The organism is Novosphingobium subterraneum (assembly GCF_000807925.1).
GTDB classification, from domain to species: domain Bacteria; phylum Pseudomonadota; class Alphaproteobacteria; order Sphingomonadales; family Sphingomonadaceae; genus Novosphingobium; species Novosphingobium subterraneum.
Window position 1 is genome coordinate 59361 of record NZ_JRVC01000018.1, and the last position, 22731, is coordinate 82091.

20 protein-coding genes are annotated in these 22731 nt (G+C 65.8%); 10 read left to right on the forward strand and 10 right to left on the reverse strand.

Annotation, left to right across the window (positions count from 1 at the left end):
* Positions 1-32: 32 nt before the first annotated feature.
* Positions 33-644, reverse strand: coding sequence for a DNA repair protein RecO (recO, locus tag NJ75_RS16380; protein ID WP_039336415.1), 612 nt, complete (start codon positions 642-644; stop codon positions 33-35).
* A gap of 112 nt (positions 645-756) precedes the next feature.
* On the opposite strand from recO, the gene apaG reads away from it, so the two are divergent.
* The 3 genes from apaG to NJ75_RS16395 all read left to right on the forward strand — a co-directional run bounded on the left by apaG (position 757) and on the right by NJ75_RS16395 (position 4056).
* Positions 757-1155: a Co2+/Mg2+ efflux protein ApaG gene (apaG, locus tag NJ75_RS16385; protein WP_039336501.1), complete on the forward strand. Its 399-nt coding sequence runs from the start codon at positions 757-759 to the stop codon at positions 1153-1155.
* A 12-nt stretch (positions 1156-1167) separates the two neighbouring features.
* Positions 1168-1965 carry a LysR family transcriptional regulator gene (locus NJ75_RS16390; RefSeq protein WP_039336417.1) on the forward strand — a complete coding sequence of 266 codons (798 nt, stop codon included), beginning with the start codon at positions 1168-1170 and terminating at the stop codon, positions 1963-1965.
* Between the two features lie 90 nt (positions 1966-2055).
* Positions 2056-4056, forward strand: a complete 2001-nt coding sequence (locus tag NJ75_RS16395) for a putative bifunctional diguanylate cyclase/phosphodiesterase (protein WP_082013431.1) — start codon at positions 2056-2058, stop codon at positions 4054-4056.
* A gap of 146 nt (positions 4057-4202) precedes the next feature.
* On the opposite strand, the gene NJ75_RS16400 is transcribed toward NJ75_RS16395, so the two are convergent.
* A complete protein-coding gene (locus NJ75_RS16400; protein WP_039336505.1) occupies positions 4203-5471 on the reverse strand; it encodes a multidrug effflux MFS transporter in 1269 nt (422 codons plus the stop codon).
* 86 nt (positions 5472-5557) lie between these two features.
* Here NJ75_RS16400 and dinB point away from each other — a divergent pair, with 86 nt between their 5' ends.
* A complete protein-coding gene (dinB, locus tag NJ75_RS16405; RefSeq protein WP_039336419.1) occupies positions 5558-6694 on the forward strand; it encodes a DNA polymerase IV in 1137 nt (378 codons plus the stop codon).
* Here the strand turns inward: dinB and NJ75_RS16410 are convergent.
* The 5 genes from NJ75_RS16410 to NJ75_RS16430 form a co-directional block, all read right to left on the reverse strand.
* Positions 6673-7158, reverse strand: coding sequence for an NUDIX domain-containing protein (locus NJ75_RS16410; RefSeq protein WP_052242579.1), 486 nt, complete (start codon positions 7156-7158; stop codon positions 6673-6675). The genes dinB and NJ75_RS16410 overlap by 22 nt on opposite strands.
* A gap of 40 nt (positions 7159-7198) precedes the next feature.
* Positions 7199-8491 (reverse strand): cytochrome P450, encoded by a 1293-nt coding sequence (locus NJ75_RS16415; RefSeq protein WP_039336420.1) that lies wholly within the window; start codon positions 8489-8491, stop codon positions 7199-7201.
* Positions 8492-8505: 14 nt separating this feature from the next.
* Complete coding sequence (locus tag NJ75_RS16420) at positions 8506-10056, reverse strand: acyl-CoA synthetase (protein WP_039336422.1); 1551 nt, start codon at positions 10054-10056, stop codon at positions 8506-8508.
* A 158-nt stretch (positions 10057-10214) separates the two neighbouring features.
* The gene (locus NJ75_RS16425) at positions 10215-10760 is read right to left on the reverse strand and encodes a fasciclin domain-containing protein (protein WP_169745736.1); all 546 of its coding nucleotides are present in this window, start codon (positions 10758-10760) and stop codon (positions 10215-10217) included.
* Positions 10761-10805: 45 nt separating this feature from the next.
* Complete coding sequence (locus NJ75_RS16430) at positions 10806-11843, reverse strand: hypothetical protein (RefSeq protein ID WP_039336425.1); 1038 nt, start codon at positions 11841-11843, stop codon at positions 10806-10808.
* A gap of 76 nt (positions 11844-11919) precedes the next feature.
* Here NJ75_RS16430 and NJ75_RS16435 point away from each other — a divergent pair, with 76 nt between their 5' ends.
* From NJ75_RS16435 to NJ75_RS16445, 3 genes are all read left to right on the forward strand, one after another.
* A complete protein-coding gene (locus tag NJ75_RS16435) occupies positions 11920-12603 on the forward strand; it encodes a spermidine synthase family protein (protein WP_039336427.1) in 684 nt (227 codons plus the stop codon).
* A 140-nt stretch (positions 12604-12743) separates the two neighbouring features.
* Positions 12744-13688: a fumarylacetoacetate hydrolase family protein gene (locus tag NJ75_RS16440; RefSeq protein WP_039336429.1), complete on the forward strand. Its 945-nt coding sequence runs from the start codon at positions 12744-12746 to the stop codon at positions 13686-13688.
* A gap of 64 nt (positions 13689-13752) precedes the next feature.
* Positions 13753-15873, forward strand: a complete 2121-nt coding sequence (locus tag NJ75_RS16445) for an acetate--CoA ligase family protein (RefSeq protein WP_039336431.1) — start codon at positions 13753-13755, stop codon at positions 15871-15873.
* Positions 15874-15891: 18 nt separating this feature from the next.
* On the opposite strand, the gene NJ75_RS16450 is transcribed toward NJ75_RS16445, so the two are convergent.
* Together NJ75_RS16450 and NJ75_RS16455 are read right to left on the reverse strand one after the other, a co-directional pair.
* The gene (locus NJ75_RS16450) at positions 15892-16428 is read right to left on the reverse strand and encodes an adenine phosphoribosyltransferase (RefSeq protein WP_039336433.1); all 537 of its coding nucleotides are present in this window, start codon (positions 16426-16428) and stop codon (positions 15892-15894) included.
* Positions 16429-16453: 25 nt separating this feature from the next.
* A complete protein-coding gene (locus NJ75_RS16455) occupies positions 16454-17098 on the reverse strand; it encodes an HAD-IA family hydrolase (protein WP_039336509.1) in 645 nt (214 codons plus the stop codon).
* Between the two features lie 146 nt (positions 17099-17244).
* On the opposite strand from NJ75_RS16455, the gene NJ75_RS16460 reads away from it, so the two are divergent.
* The 3 genes from NJ75_RS16460 to NJ75_RS16470 all read left to right on the forward strand — a co-directional run bounded on the left by NJ75_RS16460 (position 17245) and on the right by NJ75_RS16470 (position 21267).
* Positions 17245-18024 (forward strand): universal stress protein, encoded by a 780-nt coding sequence (locus NJ75_RS16460; RefSeq protein WP_039336435.1) that lies wholly within the window; start codon positions 17245-17247, stop codon positions 18022-18024.
* 50 nt (positions 18025-18074) lie between these two features.
* On the forward strand, positions 18075-18554 hold the full coding sequence (locus NJ75_RS23425) for a COG3650 family protein (protein ID WP_052242580.1): 480 nt from the start codon (positions 18075-18077) through the stop codon (positions 18552-18554).
* Between the two features lie 394 nt (positions 18555-18948).
* Positions 18949-21267 (forward strand): CDC48 family AAA ATPase, encoded by a 2319-nt coding sequence (locus tag NJ75_RS16470; protein WP_039336436.1) that lies wholly within the window; start codon positions 18949-18951, stop codon positions 21265-21267.
* Between the two features lie 21 nt (positions 21268-21288).
* On the opposite strand, the gene NJ75_RS16475 is transcribed toward NJ75_RS16470, so the two are convergent.
* Entirely contained in the window at positions 21289-22611 is a 1323-nt protein-coding gene (locus tag NJ75_RS16475; protein WP_052242581.1) for a sensor histidine kinase, read from the reverse strand.
* Between the last annotated feature and the right edge of the window lie 120 nt (positions 22612-22731).

A 22731-nucleotide genomic window follows, 5' to 3' on the forward strand; every position in this document is an offset into this window, starting at 1 on the left:
AATACCCCTTCGTCCCTGCACTCGCTCGCCGCTTATGCGTCGAAGCCAATCCTTCTCAGGCGGCCGAGCAGAATCGCGCGCGCCCCCATAACATCGCGCGTGCGATCGGCAAGCAGGCGGTTGGCGATGGCCTTGCCCTGACGCTCCAGACGGGCCAGCAGATCGGGCCATTGCTCGTCTGGCGGAGGGGCTGGGGCCGTGCCATATCCGACCTCGCGCAGCAGCAGCACTTCGTAGCCAGCCAGGACCCGTGCCCATCCTCGGGCCGAGGGCGCATGGCAGATCGCATCGAGCAAGGCGACGAGCGACTCGTAGAGCACCGGGTAAGGGTGGCCTTCGGGCAGTGTCGCGGCGGTCAGCGCACAGGCCCAGCCGATCCCCGCGCTGGGCAGAGGTTCCGACAGCCACGGCCCCCGACTTGCCACGAGCTCGACGCGGGCAGATGGCAGTTGCGAAGCCGTGCGTGAGCGCACTTCAACCTCGATCAGGTTCCCAGGGATCAGCACGGGCCGCAGTTCGCGCCCCCGCGCCCCGGCGACATAGGCGGCGGCAAGGCCGTGGTCGGCGGTCAGCACGCGGATGATCGCGCCGTGTTCGCCGTTGGGCAGGACCGAGCAGAGAATGGCAGGGGCGCGGATCAGCATTGCGTCATCCTCTGCGCCTGCCACCCTTTTTGGGCAATGCCTTCATGGGCAGGCGGCACAAAGTTGCACATCGGCGTTGGAACATCTGGCGGTTTGCGATAGTTTGATGGGCATGAAGCAGCTCTTCCAGCATGCCGCCATCACCGAAGGCGTCACGGTGCGAGTCGCCGTGAACTTCCTCCCCGAACAGTCGCGGGTGGAAGCAGGCAAATGGTTCTGGGTCTATCATATCCGTCTCGAGAACGACGGCGACCAGCCGGTGCAACTGCTGTCGCGCCATTGGCGGATCACCGACGGGCGGGGCATGATCAACTTCGTCGATGGCGACGGCGTCGTCGGCGAACAGCCCGTCCTGCAGCCGGGGCAGAGCCACGACTACGTCTCCGGCTGCCCGCTTGGCACCCACCATGGCAGCATGGAGGGCCATTACACGATGCAGCGTGCCGATGGCTCGTTGTTCGATGTGGCGATTCCGTTCTTTCCTCTGGCGGCACCGGCTCCGGCGAACTAAATCCGGTTCGCAATGAAGCGGACCCATCTCCCTCTCAATGGCCTGCGCGTGCTTGACGCTGCGGCCCGGCACCTCTCGTTCACGCGCGCCGCCGACGAACTGGCGGTGACGCCGGCGGCGGTCGGGCAGCAGATCCGCGCGCTGGAAGACCTGCTCGGTGTCGTGCTGTTCCGCCGCACTTCGAAGGGCCTTGAACTCACCGACGAGGCGATTGCCGGTCTCGATGCGATCCGCGAAGGCTTCCTGCGCTTTGAAGAAGGCGTGCAGGCGATGCAGGCCGGGCAATCGAGCCATGTCTACACGATCGCCTGCCCGCGCGACTTCTTCGCCGCGTGGCTGTCACCCCGCCTTGCGGCGTTTCGCGCCGGCAATCCGCAGATGCGCTTCTCGCTCGTGGGAGGCGATGCCGATATCGACTTCACCGAAGCCAATCTCGACCTTGCGGTGCGTTGGGCCGAGGGGCCGGGCGAACTGGAAGGCATCGCATTGGGCCAGCCGCTGATGGTGACGGTGGCCGCGCCCGATGCCGCGCCCGATTGCCCGTGGATCGGCTGGCCCGGCGATCCTGCACCGGGCGGCGGCGATGTCGGCTTCTCGGTCGGCGACGCCGGAACCGCGATCAGCGCAGCAAGCGCCGGGCTGGGCCGGGCGCACGTGCCCTATCAACTGGTCGACAATGCGATCGGCATGGGCCGCGTGGTCGTGCAGGGCGAACCCGTGACATCACGCAAGGGTTACTGGCTCGTCGCACCCCTGCCGCAGTGGCGGCAAAAGAAGGTCAAGGAGCTGGTCGCGGCGCTTTCCGCGTAAAGCTAAGGCGATGATTTGCCACGCCAGATAGACCCGATTCGGAATTGACCCTTACGCGCTGTTAACTGCCTTGGTGCTATCCGCGCAGCCATGTTTACCGGGTTGCGCAGTCTTGTCGCTCGCGGACGGCGCTTCGGCCGTCCGCTGCGCAATGCTCGTCCCTTCTCTTCCAGCTGGCAGCAGCGCGAGGGCGACAACTTCACGCTCGCCTATGCGCGAAGCCTGTCGCATCGCCTGCCGCTTCTCTATCTCGTCGTCGTCTTCGACATGCTGCTTGTGGCATTCCGGTTTCGCCATATCGCGCCTGGCTGGCTGATCGCGCCGGGACCGATATTCCTCGGCGGCTTTGCGCTGTGGCGGGCATATTACTGGCGACCGGCCGCGGTCGAGCGGCGTGCAACGGCGGTTCTCCGGCGTGATCTCGCCTCGATGAGCTGGCTGGGAGCATTCGCCAGTTTCCTGTTCGCCCTGTGGGGCATGGCGCTCTACGTCCATGGCGATTGGGAAGCGCAATCCTTCATCCACTATATCTTTGCCGTTACGCTGTTTTCCGGGATTCTCGGCCTCGGCCATTCGCCCATGACGGCATTGCGCATCGCGATTGCGACAACGATCCCGACCACTGGCCAGATCCTCTTCAGCGGGCATCCGAATGCGGTGATGGTCGTGCTGGTGCAAGTGGTGGTGACGACCTTGCTGCTGCTGATCACCAACGGCCACCACCGCGATTTCGTGCGGCTTGAACTGTCGCGTCAGCAATTGACCCGGCGAGAGCGCGAAGCGGCGCGGCTGGCGCAGGAGAACCTGCTCCAGGCAACCATCGATCCGCTGACCGGGGGGCTCAACCGTCGCGCCATCCTCGATCGGCTGGCCGAGGATATCGAACGCAGCGGCAGGGGCGTGCAACGGGCATGGCTTGCCTTGATCGACCTCGACGGGTTCAAGCACATCAACGATACCTATGGCCACGCGGCAGGCGATGCCGTGCTCCAGGCCGTGGCGAATCGGCTTGGCGGAATGGAGCGTGTGCGCTGCTTCGGTCGGCTTGGAGGCGATGAATTCGCCGTGGTGCTCGACCCCTCGCTTGATCACGCAGCCGCCTTTGCGATCGGTACGGCGCTTTCGGATTCACTGCGCGCCCCGGTGCTGCACGGCGGTGCAGTGCTGCGCTTTTCCGGCTCCATTGGCGTCCATCGCATGGACGGGCGCAGCGTCAGCGATTGCCTCGAACGGGCCGACGCCGCGCTCTACAAGGCCAAGGAGCTTTCCGATGGCGCCGTCGTCGTCTTCAGCCCGGACGACGAGGCCGAGCTGCAGGATCGCGCTGCAATCACCCGCCTGTTCAACGAAAGCAATCTCGCTGACCGGCTCAAGCTCGTCTACCAGCCAATCCTCGATGCCGAGAGCGGCGGCGTGATCGGCCTCGAAGCGTTTGTGCGCTGGAGCCCCGATGGCGAACGCTGGCTGGCACCGGGGCAATTCATGTCGCTTGCCGAAGCGACGGGGCGGACCGGCGAACTGACCCGCACGGTCATGGCGCGCGCCCTGGCCGAATGCCCGGCGTGGAAGTACGGACGTTGGCTGGCGATCAACCTCAGCCCCCGCGACGTGATGCGGACTGGCACGGCCGAAGCTCTAGCGCGCCTGGTGGAAGACCATGGGGCGCCGCCGCATTCGATCATCCTGGAGGTTACCGAACGGGCCCTGCTCGAAGATCCCAAGCGCGCCGAAGCACAATTGCTCGCATTCCGCGCGCGCGGTTTCCGCATCGCGCTGGACGATTTTGGCGCGGGCTGGTCAAGTCTCAATCAGGTGCACAGCCTGCCGCTCGACATGATCAAGATCGATCAAGAACTGTCCCGCGCCCTCGCCACCGACCCGGGTGCGCGTTCCCTCGTCGGTACGATCGTTTCACTTGCCTGGCAGCTTGGCATCGACTGCACGATCGAGGGCGTCGAGGACGAAGCGCAGGCCAGCACGGCCCGCGCTCTGGGCATCCGGCTCATGCAGGGGTATCATCTGGGGCGGCCGCAACCCGCAGCAGAAGCCTTGGCGCTGATCGCGGATAATGCCTTGAGCCTGCGCGCCTGAGAGTTCTTTGATCCGAAACTGGCGTTTCGAATCTTGCGGCACCGGCCCGCTCCCCCGCCCGGCCACCCATTCAGGATACTTGCGTGGGTGGCCGGGCGGGGGAGCGGGCCGGTGCCGCATGAACCTCGCCGGTGGCGAGGTTCAGATCAATGCTCCAGCACGATCGGGCGCGGCGTGCCCGGCGGGTGCAGGCGGCGGAACAGTTTCCCCTTTTCGCTGAACAGCACCAGCAGCAGGCTGAGCACGCCTGCTGACAGCAGCGCGAGCGCCAGCGGATGCGCCGTGCCGTCGTAGGCCTGGCCGACGAAGATCCCGATGACCGAGCCGATCACCATGCGCAGGAAGGCGTGCATCGAATTGGCGCTCCCTGCCGTGCGTTCGAACGGCTGCAGCGCGATCGAGCCGAAGTTCGCGCCGATGAAGCCGATTAGGATCATGTTCGTGATCATCAGCGGCATGAACTGCCACAGCGTCTGCCCTTCCAGACTCGAGGAGAAGGTCTGCAGCGCGCTGACGAGGATGAACGCGATTACCGCCGTGTGCGAGACGCGGCGCGCGCCGAAGCGCTCGACGATGCGCGAGTTGGAGAAGCTGGCGCAGGCCATCATCAGCGCCGAAAAGCCGAACAGCACGGGGAACATCTTGCCCGCGCCGAAGTGTTCGCCGACGAGCTGCTGCGAGGAGTTCACATAGCCGATCATCGCCCCGAAAGTGAGCGAACCGCCCAGCACGTAGCCGATGGCCGAGCGGTTGGTGGCAGCGTGCCCCATGTTCTTCGCGATCGTCATCGGGCGGATCGCCTGGCGATATTCGGGGTGCAGCGTCTCAGGCAGGCGGATATACAGCCATGCCGCCATGCCCGTGGCCAGAACGGCCAGCAGCACGAAGATCCAGCGCCACCCGGCAAACAGCAGCACGACCTGCCCAATGCTCGGCGCAAGCATCGGCACGACCATGAAGATCACCGAGATGATCGACATCTGCTTGGCCATCTGATCGCCCGAGAAGCGATCGCGGATGATGGCACCGGGCAGAACGGCAAGCCCGCCGCAGCCGATCGCTTGCCCCACGCGCATCGCCAGCATGCCGTCGAACGAAGTGACGAGCGCGCAGGCCAGCGAAAACAGGATGTAGATCGCCATGCAGGTCAGCAGGACCGGGCGGCGGCCATAGCGATCCGCCAGCGAACCCGGGAGCAGTGAGGCAAAGCCCGAGGCGAGCAGGAACGTGCCGACCACCAGCTGGCGGCGGTTGGGATCGGCAACGCCAAGATCCGTCGCAATGTCGCCAAGCGCGGGCAGCATGGCATCGACGGCGAGCGCCTGCATCGCCATGACGAGCGCCATCATCGCGATGGTCTCGCGCTCGCCCATCGTGCGCGGCGCGCGCAGGGTGTTGGAATCGTTAGCGGGCATAATCACCCTTTGAACGAGAATGGCTTCAAATCCCATCCCCCAAAACCGGGTTTATGTTGCAATGCGAAACGGAGTATCGTGGGCACATGGAATTTGCGCGAGACCAGGACGAGCCTGACCGTCAGGCGATTGCCTTGCGCAAGATCATCCATGTCGACATGGACGCCTTCTTCGCCAGCGTCGAGCAGCGCGACGATCCCTCGATCCGGGGCCTGCCCGTGGCGGTCGGCGGATCATCGGGGCGCGGCGTGGTGGCTGCGGCGAGTTACGAGGCGCGCAAGTTCGGGGTGCGTTCGGCCATGCCCTCGGCCCGTGCGGTGCAATTGTGTCCGGACCTGATCTTCAGGAAACCGCGCTTCGATGTCTACAAGGCGGTGTCGCAGCAGATCCGCAGCGTTTTCCTGCACTTCACGCCGCACGTCGAGCCGCTCTCGCTGGATGAGGCCTACCTCGACGTGACCGACGACGTGCGCGGGATCGGTTCGGCCACGCGTATCGCCGAGCTGATCCGCCAGCGCATCAGGGCCGAGACCGGCCTTACGGCAAGCGCCGGGGTGTCCTATAACAAGTTCCTCGCCAAGCTCGCCAGCGACCAGAACAAGCCGGATGGCCTCTGCGTGATCCGTCCGGGCGAAGGGGCGCAGTTCGTCGGCTCGCTTCCGGTGCGGCGCTTCCATGGCATCGGCCCGCGCGGCGCTGAGAAGATGGCCAGGCTGGGCATAGAGACCGGCGCTGACTTGAGGGCCAAGGACCTGGCTTTCCTGCGCGCCAACTTCGGGAGTTCGGCAGACTATCTCTATCGCGCGGCACGGGGGATCGACCTCAGGCAGGTCAAGGCAGACCGGCCGCGCAAGTCGGTCGGCGGCGAGCGGACGTTCGAGCGGGACATCTCCTCCGGCCCCGCGCTGCGCGAGACACTGGAGCGGATCATCGAGATCGTGTGGGAGCGGATCGCGCGCAGCGGGGCAACCGGGCGAACGATAACGATCAAGATGAAGTTCAACGATTTCACCCCCTGCACGCGCGCCAGGTCCCTGCCGCGCCCGATCGCAGGGAAGGAGGAGTTTGCCGCACTCGCCCGCGACCTGCTCGATGCGCAATTGCCGCTCCCCAGGCCGATCCGCCTGATGGGGCTGACGCTCTCGGCGCTGGAAGGCGAAGAGGCCGAGGACGGCGACGAGGGCGCCGCAGCGACGGTGCTTCAGGCCGAACTGCCGTTCTGATCGGCCAGCCAGCGCGCAACCATCTCTCGCACCGGGCCGCTGGTGTTTGCCGGGAGCGCCTCGGCCGCAAAGAAGCGTGCTTCCTCGATCTCGCGGCCATCGGCGGCGGGCAAGTCCCCTGTCGTCCCAACGACGAGTTCGATCGCATTGGTCCAGCCCTTGCGGTCCAGCACCACCGTGCCAAGGTGACGCGGCGCATCAAGGATGCAGCCGGTCTCCTCCAACAGTTCGCGTGAGGCTGTCACTTCCGGGCGCTCGTCACGGCCCAGCCCTCCGCCTGGCAGCATCCACGTGTCGCGCGCGTGGTAGCTGTGCCGGACGAGCAGCACTTCGCCTGCGGCATTGACGGCGATCACGTTGCAGCCGCGCACGCGCTTGCGCGTGATGCGCCAGTACCACAGCCGCGCGGCATGGGCAGTGCGCAGCAGGGTGCGGTGGAGCGGGCCGGGAAGGAAGTGCAGCACCAGCCCATTGTGAGGCCGGTGCTGCCGGTTGTCACCCCGGTTACGCCGCCTTCCAGCGCAGCGGCAGCGCCTTGAACCCGCCGACGAAGGTTGAATTCACGCGGCGCGGGCTTCCCGCCAGTTCGAGGCTCTCCACCCGGTCGAGCAGCACATCGAGCAGGATGCGCATTTCCAGGCGGGCGAGGTGCAGGCCGAGGCACTGGTGGGACCCCGCACCGAACGCAGCGTGCCGGTTGGCCGGGCGCGTCGCGTCGAACTTGCGCGGTTCCGGGAACTGGGCGGGGTCGTGATTGGCCGCGACGTAGTTCAGCATCAGCCAGTCACCTTCGGCGATCTGCTGGCCGCCAAGTTCGGTGTCGCGTGCGGCGGTGCGCATGAAGTGCTGCACTGGCGTAGTCCAGCGGATCGCCTCTTCCACGATGCCCGGCAGCAGGCTGCGGTCGGCCTTGGCGCGGGCAAACAGGTCAGGGTCGCGGGCAAGGGCAAGCACGGCTCCTGCAGAGGAGGCCGAGGTGGTGTCGTGCCCGGCGCTGGCGACGATGATGTAATAGCCCGCCGTATCGCGATCGCTCATCGGTTCGCCATCGATCACGGCATTGGCGATCACGGTGGCAACGTCCTCCCCGGGGTTCCGGCGGCGCTCGGCAGCAAGCCCGGCAAAGTAGCGCTCGAACTCGGCCACGGCGCCGGCGACGATCTGCGAAATCTGTTCGGGCGGCAGGTCCTTGATGCCGGACTTGTTCATGTCCTCGTCCTGCCCGCCGAACATCTGCTGGGTCAGGAACAGCATCTTCGGCTCGTCCTCCGGCGGCACGCCGAGGATCTGCATGACAACGTGGAGCGGATAGGGCGCAGCGACCAGCGGGATGAAATCGCCTTCCTCGCCCGCCGCCAGCATCCGGTCGATCGATTCGTTGGCGATCTTGCGGATCTCGCCATCAAGCTTCGACAGGTTCTTGGGCATGAACCAGTCCTGCGTCAGGCGGCGCAGCTTCGGGTGCTTGGGCGCGTCCATGGCGACGAGCGAATCCACCAGATGCGGGCTCCCGCCGGTGATCGAGCGGGCCAGCATGTCTCCGACGCGCAGGGTGAAGACGGCCGACTTGGGCCGGTTGAGGAAAGTCGCATTGTCCTTGCTGACCTTCATCACTTCGTCGAAGCCCGAAACCAGCCAGAACGGCTCGTGCTCGTCTTGGGGCGCGACGACCCGGGCCACGGGCGCCTTGGCGCGAAGGGCATCGAACTGGTCGAGCAACGGGTCCCACGTGCCGTAGGACTTGGGGTCGATGACGGCGCGGCCCACTTCGGCCGGAACCACTGGAACGCTTGCCATTGTCCTGTCCTCCCTCAGACCGTGGCCGCTTGCGCGGCTTCGTAGGCCTGCTTGTATTCGTCGCGGAGCAGGCGCTTGAACAGCTTGCCGGTGGGTTCGCGGGGCAGCTCCTCGCGGAAGTCGATCTGGCGCGGCATCTTCACGCGCGAAAGCTGCGGGTTCAGCCACTCGGTCAGCTCGGCTGCAAGTGCCGGACCAGCCTCGGCCATGTCGCGCGGCTGGACGACCGCAACGACTTTCTCGCCCATGTCGGGATCGGGCGCGCCGATCACGGCGACGTCGGCCACCTTGGGATGGGTGACGAGCAGGTTCTCGATCTCCTGCGGGTAGATGTTCACTCCACCCGAAATGATCATGAAGCTCTTGCGGTCGGTCAGGAAGAGGTAGCCGTCCTCGTCGACCCAGCCCACATCGCCAAGGCTGGTCCAGCCGTGCTTGTTGGTGGCGTCGCGCGTCTTGTCGGGGTCGTTGTGGTAGGTAAAGGCATTGCCGCCTTCGAAGAACACCTGGCCTTCGGTGCGCGGCGGAACCTCGTCGCCCTCCTCGTTGCAGATGCGGATCGTGCCAAGAATCGCGCGACCGACCGAGCCGGGACGCTGCAGCCAGTCCTCGCTGGCGATGAAGGTGAAGCCGTTGCCTTCGGTGCCGGCGTAGTATTCGCGCAAGGCCGGCCCCCACCACGCGATCATCGCCTGCTTTACCGGCACCGGGCAGGGCGCAGCGGCATGGATCGCGCACTTGAGGCTGGAGATATCGTACTTCGTGCGGACGTCATCGGGCAGCTTGAGCATGCGCACGAAGTGCGTCGGCACCCACTGGCTGTCGGTGACCTTGTACTTCTCGATCAGTTCGAGGGCATACTCGGGATCGAACTTCTCCATCGCGACCACGGTGCCGCCCATGCGGTGAATGGTCATCGACCAGCGCAATGGTGCGGCGTGGTAGAGCGGAGCGGGCGAGAGATAGACCGCATCGCCGGTGATGCCGAAGGCCTGGTTCGCAATGCCGATCAGCGAATTAACCGCGCCGATCTCGGGGTCTTCGGGAAGCGGAATGCGCACGCCCTTGGGCTTGCCCGTGGTGCCCGAGGAATAGAGCATGTCGCAGCCGGCGCGCTCGTCCGCGATGGGCGTGGCAGGCTGCGCCGCCAGCGCGGCGTCGAGTGAAAGGGGGCCTTCGGTATCGAAGCGCAATTGCGGCACCCCAGGGGCCAGCTTTGCCACTTCGTCGAGCACCGGGGCGGTGTATGCCGAACCGATCAGCAGGCGGCTGCCACTGTCCTGCGCGATATAGGCAATCTCGGGCGCGGCGAGGCGGCACGAGACGGCGACGTAGACGAGGCCAGCCCGCTGCGCGCCCCAGGCCAGAGCGAAGAAATCGGCCCGATTTTCAAGGCACAGTGCGATCGTATCGCCGATCTGGAGCCCGTGCGAGCGCAGCAGCTGCGCGAACTGGTTCGATTTGGCCTCGAGCTGCGCATAGGTGACCACCTCGCCGCTGCCGCCCATGATCACAGCGGCGCGATCGGGATTGCGGGCGGCATGATACTTGGGGTGGAAATGCACCGGCCTTGTCCTCTCGCAATTGGCGGACTCAGGCCGCCATTTGCGAGGAAGCTTAACCGATCAGTTAAGGGGCGCAACCGGGATTTGCGAGTCCGGTTGCACCACCTTGCTGCAATTCTTGCCCGATCCTTTCACAGCGGAATCATCGGCCAAGGCCGTTACTGTGGCGCGGGCAGGACGCGGTCGATCGGATAGATCACGCCGTTGCGGGCGACGATCGGTTCGCCAACCAGTCTCGGCGCGTCGTCTCCGCTGCCGAGGCGAATGGTGTCGCCGCTGCGGGTGAGCGTGAGAGGCTGCCCGCCGAGACTGGCGAGGCGCACCGTGCCGTTGGCGCGCTCGATACCCTGCTCCAGATCGGCCCGCGCGACGTAGCCCGGCGAGAGGTGCTGGCTGACGAGAGCGAGGAGTTGCACCTTGCCGTCCTCGCTTTCCAGCGCCTTGCGATCGGCTTCGGGCAAGGCCTTGATCGCTTCGTTGGTCGGCGCGAACAGGGTGTAGCTGCCGACGCCCTCGAATGTCTTCTCGAGCCCCGCCGCCTTGATCAGCCGGGCCGATTCCGAAAGATCGCTGCTGTCGTCGAGAGCGTCGAACAGGTCCTTGCTCGACGCCTCGGCGACTGCGCCGCTGCTCTTGGCATCTGGCACATCGCTCTTTCCGCAGCCGGCAAGGGCGAGCGCTGCTACCAGCACAGTCCCCATCATCGTATGGCGCACCATGGAAATCCCCTTCGTGTCTTCGAGTGCAGGTCAGGCGATCAGTTCGATCACGGCGCGGACCAGCTGGGTGGTCGGGTCGACTTCGTAGACGTAGCCGTCGCTATAGCGGTACCAGCTGTCGGGCGTGTCGGCGTAGCGGCCGCGCCAGTCAGGGGGGACGTTATAGAAGCCGTAGCCGGCCGGCATCGGCTGGCCCACTACCCACGGATCACCCGTCAGCAGCGCGGCAATGCCCTCGATCACGTTGGACTGCGGATTGACCTCGAAGATGGCGTTCTGTGCGTAACGATAGTCATAGCCATCGCGGAAGCCATAATAGCGGTCGTAATAGCTGGGTACGGCGTAGTCGCTATACTGCGTCGGCCAGACCTGCCCGCCGAACAGCGCACCGCCAAGCAGGGGCACGATACCCGAGACCAGCCCGCCATTGCCGACGCGGTACATGTAGCCGTTGCCGTAGCGCCAGTCATAGTTGTTGCCGAGGTAACGCACCGGGTACCAGTCACCCCAACTGCGCGAGTCCCGGATCTGGCGGGCCTGGCCCGGCGGCAGGCAGCCGTTGTTCTTCTTGGCAAGGCCGGGAGGGCAATCGCTCGCGACCGGAATCAGGAAGCGGCGGTCGTCGTAACGATAGCGGCCGTCCTGCCATTGGCGGCTTGCCACGCGGATGACGTTGCGGTCGTCCCCTCGGTCAACGCGGCCGTCGCCGCCACGGTTGGCTTGGCGTTCGACCTTATCGAAAGCCTTCGCACCGTTGTCGCGGTCCCAGTCCTTCCCGGGGTCCTTGTCATTGTTGCCGCGCATGGCCTGCTGGGGCATTTGCCGCGCGTCGTTGCCGCGGGACTTTTCCGGGCGCATTTCGGCGCGCTTGTCAGGGCCCTTTGCCTTGTCAGGACCCTTGGCCTTTTCGGGGCCTTTCTGGCCGCCGCGATCCATTTTCTCAGCCTTGGCCGGGCCGCCGCCGCCCTTGCTGTGGCCGTTTCCGTTGCCGTTCCCATTGCCTTGGGCGAGGGCCGGGGCACTGGCCGCGAAAGCGGCGATACCGGCCATGAGCATCATCTTGCGCATCGTCTTGTCTCCGAATCCGTCGGTTGAGGCAACGTGCGCCTTGTGGCTGCGGTTCCCGCAGACTAGGGCTTCAGAGATGATAGCACGCGAACTTCTCGGCACGGCTCGAGTGCCCGATGGTGTAGAGCTGAAGCTCTACAGGCACGACCGCGATTTCATGATCGTGCTCGGCCACAACGAATTGATGAGTACGCGGCAGAACGGTTCGGAGATTGCACTCGCCACGCAAAGCATCGCCCGGATTGCCAAGGCGCAGCGGCCGGCGATGCTGATCGGCGGCTATGGCATGGGCTTCACCCTTCGCGCCGCGCTGGAGAAGCTTCCGGCCGACGCGCACGTGACCGTGGCCGAACTGGTGCCCGAAATCATCCAGTGGGCCAAGGGGCCGATGGCGGAACTGGAAGCAGGCTGCCTCGGCGATCCGCGCGTGCGGCTGGTGATGACCGACGTGGCCGACGTGATCTCGGCCAATGCGCTGTCGGTGGGCGGGACCGGGTACGATGCCATCCTGCTCGATGTCGACAACGGACCTGATGGGCTGGTGCGGGCGGGCAACAACCGGCTTTACACGATGCGGGGGCTGCGCACGGCGATGGATGCACTGCGCCCCGGCGGCGTGCTGGCGATCTGGTCTGCGGCAAGGGATGCCAATTTCACCCAGCGCCTCAAGGCAGCAGGATTCAACGTCGATGAAGTGGAAGTGCGCGCCCGCACCAATGGCAAGGGTGCAAAGCACGTGATCTGGTTTGCCAGCGCTTGAGGGGTAGCCCAGGGCGAGACTGCGCACGCGAAGGCTCACGTTTCATTCACGGCGTTTATGCCGGGCAATAAATACCATTCCTTTGCTGTCTCGCCCGGCGCGGACTAGGCGTCGGGGCAAGACAGCATCGGGAGAATGACATGCGCCTCGCCACAATCGACAACGGTACTCGCGACGGGCGGCTGATCGTGGTCTCGCCGCAAGGCGATGCCTTCGCCTATGCTCCGGCCGCGACCTTGCAGGAACTGGTCGAGGGCTGGGAGGCGTTCTCGCCGGCATTGCAGGCCATCGCCGCGTTTCCCGAAGCGCTTGATGATGCAAGGCTGCTCGCACCGTTGCCCCGTGCCTGGCAGTGGCTGGATGGTTCAGCCTTCCAGAGCCATGGGGACCTGATGGACGCGGTGCTGGGGATCACCAAGCCCAAGACCGACGTGCCGCTGATGTACCAGGGCATGTCCGATACCTTCATGGCGACAGGGACCGAAGCGCGCTTCCCTTCGACCGACCTCGGCATCGATTTCGAGGGCGAGTTCGGGGTAATTGTCGATGCCGTGCCGATGGGGACAGGCGCTGCCGAGGCGATGCAGCACATCCGGCTTGTCGTTCAGATCAACGACTGGTCGCTGCGCACGCTCGCGGGGCCGGAAATGAAGACCGGCTTCGGCTGGGTCGGTGCCAAGCCAGCCTGCGCAATGGCGCCCTTCGCCGTGACGCCCGATGAACTCGGCGATGCGTGGAGGGATGGACGCGTCTGCCTCGACCTGCTGGTCGACTGGAACGGGAAGCGCTTCGGCGCCGCCAATGGCCATGCGATGGGCTTTGGCTTCCACGAACTCGTCGCCCACGCCGCGCGCACGCGCGATCTGGTGGCGGGCACGGTGATCGGATCGGGTACGGTCTCCAACGAAAACTTCCGCGAGATCGGCTCGTCCTGCATTGCCGAGCGGCGCGGAATCGAAGTGCTGGACGAAGGCGAACCCAGGACCGCATTCATGGCCTTTGGCGATACGGTGCGGATGGAAGCGGTCGATGCTTCGGGCCGCGCACCGTTCGGTGTCCTGCACCAAAGGGTCGTGCAGGCCTGACCACAACGCCCACTTGCCGTCCTTCCGATAATTGTTATAGCGCATAGCGAAATCGGAGGATGCCATGGCCGTTGTTGCGAGTCTGTCCCACGCTGCGCTTGATCGTTTCCTGCGCCCGAAGTCCGTCGCCGTCGTCGGCGCATCGGACAAGCCCGGCGCGCTTGGTGCAACGCTGCTGACCAATCTCGATCGCAACGGCTATGCCGGTGCCGTCTATCCAGTGAACCCCAAGCGTGACGAGATCATGGGCAAGCCCTGCTTTGCCTCGGTCGACGCGCTTCCCCAAGGTGTGGACGTGGCCGTGCTGGCGATCCCGCGCGCCGGCGTGCTGGATGCTGTGAAGGGCCTGGCGGAGCGCAAGTGCGGCGGCGTGGTGATCTTCTCGGCCGGCTTTGCCGAGGGCGGCGAGGAAGGCCTGGCCGAACAGCGCGAGATCGCGCGCATCGCGCATGAAGCGGGCATGGTGGTCGAAGGGCCGAACTGCCTTGGCCTGGTCAACTATGTCGATCGCATTCCGCTGACCTTCGTGGAAACCAATGCGGTGCCCCCTGCCGGCAAGCGGGCGATCGGCATCGTTTCGCAATCGGGCGCGATGGCGGCGGTGCTCGGCACGATGCTGCTCGCCCGCGATGCCGGCGTCTCCTACTCGGTCTCGACCGGGAACGAGGCAGCCAGCGGGGTCGAGGACTATGTCGATTGGCTGGTCGACCAGGACGATACGCAAGTGATCGCGATGATCGTCGAACAGTTCCGCAAGCCGCAGGCGTTCCTCGCTGCGGCGCGGCGGGCGAAGGCGGCCGGCAAGCCGGTGGTCCTGCTGCACCCCGGCAAATCGAGCGCGGCGCGCGAATCCGCAGCGACGCACACCGGCGCAATGGCGGGCGACTACAAGCTGATGCGGGCCATGGTGGCACGTGCCGGCGTGATCTTTGCCGAAACGCTGGAAGAACTGGGCGACATTGCCGAGATCGCGGTGCGCTGTCCGGCGCTGCCTTCGGGCAAGACCGCGGTGCTGGGCGAATCCGGGGCCTTCAAGGCGCTGACGCTCGACCTCGCCGAAGAGCTCGACCTTCCGCTGGCCGATCTGCACGACGAGGATTCGCCACTGCTGCGCGCGGCCCTGCCGCCGTTCGTGCCGGTGTCCAATCCGCTCGACATCACCGCGCAGGGTCTGTCCGAGCCGGCTATCTACACCCGCTGCGTCGAGGCCCTGCTGGACGACGACCGCGTCGGCACGGTCTTCGCCGGGATCATCCAGGCCGAACCGATCACCTGCAAGATCAAGTTCCCGCCGATCCTCGCCGCTGTGGAAGGCAAGACGCTCACCAAGCCGGTGATCTTCGCCGGGCTCGACGAAGGCGCCGAGGTTCCGGCCGAGCGCATCGCCGCGCTGCGGGCGGCCGGCATTCCGTGGTTCCCCACCACCGAACGCGCACTGCGTGCCGTGACCCGGCTGACGCACTGGTCCGCTCAGGACCTTTCCGCCAACGACCTTCCGGCAACACCGCTGCCCGGCCTTGCCGATGTCCACGGCGTGATCCCGGAATACAAGTCGAAGGAACTGCTCGGCCCGCTGGGCGTGAGCTTCCCCAAGGGCGGCTTTGCCGACAGCGCCGATGCCGCGGTAGCGGCTGCCGATGCCGTCGGCTATCCGGTGGCGATGAAGGCGCAGGCCGCAGCGCTTGGGCACAAGAGCGATGCCGGCGGCGTGATTCTCAACCTTGTCGATGCCGCTGCCGTGCGCGAGGCGTGGGACCGCATCCATGCCAACGTCGCAGCCTACTCCGCGTCAATCCGCTTGGATGGCGTGTTGATCGAAGCGATGGGCAAGCGCGGCATGGAGATGATCGTCGGTGCCAAGAACGATCCCGAATGGGGTCCGGTCGTGCTCGCAGGTTTCGGCGGCGTGACCGCGGAGATCCTGCAGGACGTGCGCCTGCTGACTGCAGACCTGACGCAGGCTGCGGTCGAGGCCGAACTGATGAAGCTCAAGAGCTCAGCGCTGCTCAGCGGCTATCGCGGTTCACCCGCGCTGGACGTTCCGGCGCTCGCGGCCCTGATCGTAAAGGTTGGCCAGGTCCTGCGCGCCGAACCCTCGATCCGCGAGATCGACCTCAACCCGGTGATCCTGCACCCCAAGGGTGAGGGCGTGGTAGCACTCGACGCGCTGATGCTGGTGGAGTAAAGGCCTTTCCGGGGCAGCTCAGTGCCCCGGAAAATCCATCAGCGCCTCTACCGTCAGCCCGGCGTCGCGCAGGCGGGCGGCGCCGTGGAGGTCGGGGAGGTCTATCACGAACAGCGCGTGAGTGACGTCCGCGCCTGCCGTGCGCAGGAGTTCCGTTGCCGCAAGGGCAGTACCGCCCGTGGCGATCAGGTCATCGATGATGACCACGCGCTGGCCTGCGGGAATGGCCGTAGGATCGATCTCCAGCCGGTCGCGCCCGTATTCGAGCGCATAGTCGATGCCGATGGTCTTGACCGGCAGCTTGCCGGGCTTGCGTACCGGCACGAAACCGAGGCCCATATGCGCCGCTACCGCAGCACCGAAAATGAATCCGCGTGCCTCCATCCCGGCGATCGCCTCGGCACCGGCGTCCTGCGCCATCCGCGCCAGGTGGCCGATGCTGGCGGCAAGCCCGGTCCCGTGCGAGATCAGCGTGGTGATATCGCGGAACAGGATGCCGGGTGCGGGAAAGTCCGGCACGGTGCGGACAAGGGCCTTGAGCTCTTCGGGTGTCATGCCTCCAGCCTAGCCGCCATGCAGGTCAAAAGGAAAGGCCGAGAACCTGCCCGAGGTCGGCCAGGGCCTGTTCGCCGCTGGTCACCTTGATCGCCTGCATCCCCAGCGCGGCGGCCGGTTTGCAGTTGATGCCGAGGTCATCGAGGTAGACGCATTGCGCCGGGGCGAGGCCCAGCGTCTCGCACATCATCAGGTAGATGCGCGGATCGGGCTTGCGCACGCCCGCCTTGCTGCTTTCGATGACGTGTTCGAAGCGGGCGAAGATCTGTTCGAGCTCGTCGTGCGCGTCGGCGCTGCGGGCCATGCCGGCGCCGTGGCCGGCGGGCACGTTGTTGGTGATGCAACCAAGCCGGTAGCCTTCTGCCTTCAGCCGATCGAGCGCCGACACCATCGCCGGACGCACCGCGCCGGCAAGGACGGCCAGGACCGACGCGCCATCAAGCTCGTGGCCAAGCGCCCGGGCCTCTTGCGCAAAGCGGCGGTCGAATTCGGCGCTGTCGATCTCGGCGCGTTCGAACAGCGCCCAGGCGTTGGTATCGCCGTTGCGGGCATTGACGGAACGGACGAAGTCCTGCGGCAGGCCCCGTTCCGCCTCGAGCCGGTTGAACGCCTCGAACGGGGAGGAGGTGATCACTCCGCCAAAATCGAAAATCACCGCTGCGTACGCCATCGTGCCTCCCTTTGTGTGGCGCGCAGCCTTAACCGATCGGTGAAATCGGACAAGGCCATCGGATTTTTCCTCCGTTTTGATGTGGATCATCGTATGTTGACGGCGGCGAAGGCAGACTTTTCCCATTGAAGGACAGGAGGATCCCGATGCGCTCCATTCTTTGCCCCGTCGAAAAGTCCGAAACCCTGAACGACCGCGTGGAAACTGCGCTGGCGCTGGCCCGCAAGACCGGAGGGCATGTCACCTTCGTGATCGCGACTCCGTTCGCGCAAATGGCGGCGTGGGAGCCGTTCGGCGGTGCCGCCATTTCCGCTGCCGCAATCAACGAAGCGCGTGAGGCCGACGAGGCGTTTGCGCGCGAGCTCGATGCCCGGCTGGCTCCGCAGGACGTCGCTTTCGACGTCGCGATAGACGACAACGGCCGGGTCGAAGCTGCAGCGGCCGCCGCGCGCTTTGCCGACCTGATCGTGGCCACGCTGGACGATCCCAGCGTCGAGGAACTGGTTCTTGGCGTGCGCAGCCCTGTGCTGGCGGTGCCACGCGGCGTGCCGATGCTCGATTTCGCGGCACCGGTGCTGATCGCCTGGGACGGCGGGCATGAATCCGCCAACGCCCTGCGCGCTGCCTTGCCGTTCCTGGCGATGGCGAAGTCGGTGCATATCCTGACCGTGCGCGAGAAGGACGATACCTTCCCGGCGGTCGATGCGGCCTGCTATCTCTCGCGCCACGGAATCCATGCCGAAGTGCATGAACAGGAGCGCAACGGTTCGATCGCCTTCACGATCGAGGAATGCGCCCGCAGTCTCGGCGCCGGCCTCGTCGTCATGGGCCTGTTCGGGCACAGCCGCCTGCGGGAACTGCTGATGGGCGGCGTGTCGCGCGAAATGCTCGACCGGTCGCAGATTCCGCTGCTGCTGGCGCATTGACGCCTGGGGCCCGGTTGCGACGCAGCCCGGGTGCGAGCCAGAATGCGGCAATGACAACGATCCGCTCGCTTCCCGCGCTCGCCCTGATGGTCACTGTCTCGCTTGCGGCCTGCTCTCCGGAGCCGGCAACCGGACCGACCGGCGTGGCGGGGGAAAGTGCAGCCGCAGTCGAAGCCGATTCCATGCCGCCTGCCGAGCCGCCTGCGCTGGTAGCAACCGAAGCGGCCGCAGTGATGCCAGCGCCGGTGCCGCCATCTTTTCGCGCCATCGGCACCGAGCCGTTCTGGTCTGCGCGGGTGGACGTGGACAAGCTCTCGTGGTCCACGCCCGAGCAGCCCGATGGACTGGTCGTTCCGGTGAAACGGCAGGATGTCGAAGGGAAGGCGATTCTCTCCGGCCAGGTCGAGGGGAGGGCGCTGGTGCTTGAAGTCAGTGCAGGGTCCTGTTCGGACGGCATGTCGGACACGGTCTATCCCTTCACCGTGACACGGCGTCTCGGCAACGACACCCAGCGTGGCTGCGCGCGCTGATGGTATCCAAATCATGCTTGTGCGCTGCACAACGACGAGTCGCACGACATGCCTGCAAACAATTGCGAACGGAACGACCTGGTATCGTTACGCTTGAAACAACTGCAAAATCCCTGTGAAACAGCGGTTTATGCGATAAATTGCAAAAAATGCAACCAATCCCGATCATTTCGCAATTGCACAATATGTGTGTGCAGTGCATACAGAACCTGCCTTTCAGGCATCCTCTCCCAAAACTTTCCGACCCGGCGGGCAACTGCCGGGTCTTTTTTTGCCTGCGTTCCGGGCGGAGCGACGCTCTTCGCAACCTTCGCAGGCCTCCCGCGTTTGAAATCCTGATTGCCGGTTCCCACATCGGAACCCGTCGATAGCTCAAGGGGATTTCTTAAAGCTCATGGCAGATGCGGCAACCGAAGCCCGGACCGATGCGCGCACCGTGCGCCTTCAGGTTGCGGGTGCTCGTCAGGAAGAAAGCGGCCACGGCATTGCCCGCATCAGTCGGCATGTGATGTCGCAGCTGGGCGTGACCGAAGGCGACGTCATCGAGATCGTCGGCAAGCGCGCCACGGCGGCGCGGGTGATCCAGCCCTATCCCGAGGACGAGGGGCTGGAACTGATCCGCCTCGATGGCCTCCAGCGCGCCAACGCCGATGTCGGTTCGGGTGAGCACGTGGAAGTGCGCAAAATCGATTCGCGGCCTGCGCAGCGCGTCGTCTTCGCGCCCGCGCAAAAGGAACTGCGCCTGCAAGGACCGGCCGTGGCGCTGAAGCGCAACTTTGCCGGGCGTCCGCTGGTGACGGGCGATCTCGTGGCGACCGCCGGGCAGCAGCAGGTCAACCGCACCGACATGCCGCCACAGCTGCGCCAGATGCTCAATGCGCCTGCCTTCGCGCTGACCCAGATCCGCCTGACCGTGGTCTCGACCAGCCCGAAGGGCGTGGTCCATATCGACGAGAACACCGAGGTGGAACTGCGGCCCGAATACGAGGAGCCACGCTCGAGCCGTGCCGACGTCAATTATGACGACGTCGGCGGCATGGGCGATACCATCCGGCAACTGCGCGAGATGGTCGAACTGCCGCTGCGCTATCCCGAACTGTTCACGCGCCTGGGCGTCGATCCGCCCAAGGGCGTGTTGCTGCACGGCCCGCCGGGGACCGGCAAGACGCGGCTGGCGCGTGCCGTGGCCAATGAAAGCGATGCCTCGTTCTTCACCATCAACGGCCCCGAAATCATGGGATCGGCCTATGGCGAGAGCGAGAAGCGCCTGCGCGAGGTGTTCGAGGAAGCGACCCGCAACGCGCCCTCGATCGTGTTCATCGACGAAATCGATTCGATCGCGCCCAAGCGCAGCGAGGTTCACGGCGAGGCGGAGAAGCGGCTGGTTGCGCAGTTGCTGACGCTGATGGACGGACTGCACAGCCGGTCCAACCTTGTCGTGATCGCGGCGACCAATCGCCCCGATGCGATCGACGAAGCGCTGCGCCGGCCCGGCCGGTTCGACCGCGAGATCGTCGTCGGCGTGCCGGACGAATCCGGTCGCCGCGAGATCATCGGCATTCACACCCGCGGCATGCCGCTGGCCGAGGACGTCGATTTGCAGGAACTGGCCCGCACCACGCATGGCTTCGTCGGTGCCGACCTTGCCGCGCTGGCCCGCGAAGCGGCGATCGAGGCAGTGCGCCGGATCATGCCGCAGCTCGATTTCGAGCAGCAGACGATCCCGCAGGACGTGCTCGACAACCTGCGCGTGGAGCGCGACGACTTCCTGCAGGCATTGAAGCGCGTGCAGCCATCGGCGATGCGCGAAGTCATGGTGCAGGCACCAACCATCGGTTGGGCCGACATCGGCGGCCTCGACGATGCGCAGGACAAGCTGCGCGAGGGCGTCGAACTGCCGCTCAAGAATCCCGAGGCCTTCCACCGCCTCGGCATTCGTCCGGCCAAGGGCTTCCTGCTCTATGGTCCGCCCGGCACCGGCAAGACGCTGCTGGCCAAGGCCGTGGCGAAGGAAGCAGAGGCCAACTTCATCGCGATCAAGTCGTCCGACCTGCTGTCCAAGTGGTACGGCGAGAGCGAGCAGCAGATTGCCCGGCTCTTTGCGCGCGCGCGCCAGGTCGCACCTTGCGTGGTGTTCATCGACGAGATCGACAGCCTCGTTCCCGCGCGCGGCAGCGGGCAGGGCGAACCGAACGTCACGGCGCGGGTGGTCAACACCATCCTTGCCGAGATGGACGGGCTGGAGGAACTGCAGTCGGTGGTGCTGATCGGCGCGACCAACCGCCCGAATCTGGTCGATCCGGCGCTCCTGCGTCCGGGCCGCTTCGACGAGCTGATCTATGTCGGCACGCCGAGCGTCGAGGGCCGTGAGCACATCCTTGGCATCCACACCCGCAACATGCCGCTGGCTGGCGATGTGGACCTTGGTCGTATCGCGCGCGAGACCGAGCGCTTCACCGGTGCCGATCTCGAAGACGTGGTGCGTCGCGCTGGCCTTAACGCCATTCGCCGTGCGGGCGGCAATGTCGATCAGGTCACCGCGGAGGACTTCGCCGGTGCACTGGAGGCGTCACGCGCGACGGTGACCGAGCAGATGGAGGAAGAGTACGGCCGGATGAAGGGCGAGCTCAAGAAGCGCGCGATGAATCCGGGGCCGCTTGGCTTCATCACGCCGGGAATGGTCACACCCTTGCGCGAATCCAAGCACGGCTGACGGCAACGCGGGCGGAGAGGTTCAGGCCTCTCCGCCTTCCAGCGTGAAGTCCATTTCCACGACGATGCCGCGTGCTTCGAAGCGGCGGACGATCGTGCCGCCCAGCTGACGCTCGGACGAGCGGATCAGGGCTGAGCCGAAGCCTTCGCGGCCTTGCTCTGTCGGTCCAGCCGCTTCCCCGGCGGCAATCTCTTCCCAGATCACCTTGGCGCGCGAGTCCTCGCTCTCCCAGCGGATGCGCAGCAGGCCGCCGGGAGCGGACCAGGCGCCGTACTTCACGGCATTGGTCGCCAGTTCATGCAGGACGAGGCCCAGCGGCACCGCGTGCCGACCCGGCAGGTTCACCGTGCCGCCGTCGAGTTCGCACCGCTCGCTGGAAGAACGGTACGGCGCGATGACCTTGCCGATCAGCTCGGCCAGGTCGACCGTCTGGTCCTTGCCCGACCCTTGCGTGACCTCGTGCGCGGTGACGAGCGCGTGGATGCGCTTCGCGATGCGATCCACCGCGGGGGCGGCTGCAGCATCGCCCCGCGCGCTCATCTTGACGATGGCTAGGATCACCGCAAACAGGTTCTTGACGCGGTGGTTGAGTTCCTTGGCCAGCAGGTCGGCCCGGTCGCGCGCTTCGGCAATGGCGGCGGCGCCCTCTGCCAGAGCCTCGGCCTCGGCCTTGCGGATCGCCTGCCACAGCCCCAGCGCCAAGGCGCAGACGATCACCACGAACAGCGCGGCCAGCGAAGGCAGGATGCGCGCCTCGGCATTGGCCGCGCGCTGCGCCGCCTGATCCAGACGCACCCGCTCGATGTCTTCCAGCCGGGCGACGGCCTTGCGCAAGCCGTTCATGGCGAGCTGGCCTTCGTCGGACAGCAGCCGGGCGTGGGCGTCGGGAATGCGGCGTTGTTCGACAAGGTCGACCACGCCGGCCATCTCGGCCCACTTGGCATCGCCCAGCCGCGCGATCTCGGCAACGAGATTCGCCTGCTCTGCCGGCAGGTCCGGCCCCATGCGGTCGCGCAATGCCCGCATGCCGGCGGCATAGCGGCCCTGGCCTTCGCGGTAGGGTTCGAGGTAGCGGGTGTCGCTGGTGATGAAGTAGCCGCGCTGGCCGGTCTCGCCGCTCATCGTGGCGCGCACGATCTCGTCGAGCGAAGCGATGATGCCGCTGGTGCGGGCGGCCTGCTGGCGCTGGGTGCGTTCAACTTCGACCGTGGCAATGATCAACGAGAAGGTGCCGATCAGCGCCAGGGCGACGACTGCGAACAACGCAAGCGTGGGGATCCGCGGCGCACGTTGCCACCAGTGCAGCCTCATCTCCTTGAGGAGGGATTCGTTTTCCCTGTTCATCCGGGGGGCCTAGACCCTATGGCTTGCATCGGCAATGTATTGAAGCGCTTGTGCCTTTGCCTGCAGGGTTGACGCAAATCGCCTTGTCGCCTATCGGCCACCCCCTGATTCCGGCGCTTT

What these genes read in the sequence shown, in the direction of transcription:
- recO (WP_039336415.1), bottom strand. Translation starts at nt 644, where the DNA reads ATGCTGATCCGCGCCCCTGCCATTCTCTGCTCGGTCCTGCCCAACGGC.
- apaG (WP_039336501.1), top strand. Translation starts at nt 757, where the DNA reads ATGAAGCAGCTCTTCCAGCATGCCGCCATCACCGAAGGCGTCACGGTG.
- NJ75_RS16390 (WP_039336417.1), top strand. Translation starts at nt 1,168, where the DNA reads ATGAAGCGGACCCATCTCCCTCTCAATGGCCTGCGCGTGCTTGACGCT.
- NJ75_RS16395 (WP_082013431.1), top strand. Translation starts at nt 2,056, where the DNA reads ATGTTTACCGGGTTGCGCAGTCTTGTCGCTCGCGGACGGCGCTTCGGC.
- NJ75_RS16400 (WP_039336505.1), bottom strand. Translation starts at nt 5,471, where the DNA reads ATGCCCGCTAACGATTCCAACACCCTGCGCGCGCCGCGCACGATGGGC.
- dinB (WP_039336419.1), top strand. Translation starts at nt 5,558, where the DNA reads ATGGAATTTGCGCGAGACCAGGACGAGCCTGACCGTCAGGCGATTGCC.
- NJ75_RS16415 (WP_039336420.1), bottom strand. Translation starts at nt 8,491, where the DNA reads ATGGCAAGCGTTCCAGTGGTTCCGGCCGAAGTGGGCCGCGCCGTCATC.
- NJ75_RS16425 (WP_169745736.1), bottom strand. Translation starts at nt 10,760, where the DNA reads ATGATGGGGACTGTGCTGGTAGCAGCGCTCGCCCTTGCCGGCTGCGGA.
- NJ75_RS16430 (WP_039336425.1), bottom strand. Translation starts at nt 11,843, where the DNA reads ATGCGCAAGATGATGCTCATGGCCGGTATCGCCGCTTTCGCGGCCAGT.
- NJ75_RS16435 (WP_039336427.1), top strand. Translation starts at nt 11,920, where the DNA reads ATGATAGCACGCGAACTTCTCGGCACGGCTCGAGTGCCCGATGGTGTA.
- NJ75_RS16440 (WP_039336429.1), top strand. Translation starts at nt 12,744, where the DNA reads ATGCGCCTCGCCACAATCGACAACGGTACTCGCGACGGGCGGCTGATC.
- NJ75_RS16445 (WP_039336431.1), top strand. Translation starts at nt 13,753, where the DNA reads ATGGCCGTTGTTGCGAGTCTGTCCCACGCTGCGCTTGATCGTTTCCTG.
- NJ75_RS16450 (WP_039336433.1), bottom strand. Translation starts at nt 16,428, where the DNA reads ATGACACCCGAAGAGCTCAAGGCCCTTGTCCGCACCGTGCCGGACTTT.
- NJ75_RS16455 (WP_039336509.1), bottom strand. Translation starts at nt 17,098, where the DNA reads ATGGCGTACGCAGCGGTGATTTTCGATTTTGGCGGAGTGATCACCTCC.
- NJ75_RS16460 (WP_039336435.1), top strand. Translation starts at nt 17,245, where the DNA reads ATGCGCTCCATTCTTTGCCCCGTCGAAAAGTCCGAAACCCTGAACGAC.
- NJ75_RS23425 (WP_052242580.1), top strand. Translation starts at nt 18,075, where the DNA reads ATGACAACGATCCGCTCGCTTCCCGCGCTCGCCCTGATGGTCACTGTC.
- NJ75_RS16470 (WP_039336436.1), top strand. Translation starts at nt 18,949, where the DNA reads ATGGCAGATGCGGCAACCGAAGCCCGGACCGATGCGCGCACCGTGCGC.
- NJ75_RS16475 (WP_052242581.1), bottom strand. Translation starts at nt 22,611, where the DNA reads ATGAACAGGGAAAACGAATCCCTCCTCAAGGAGATGAGGCTGCACTGG.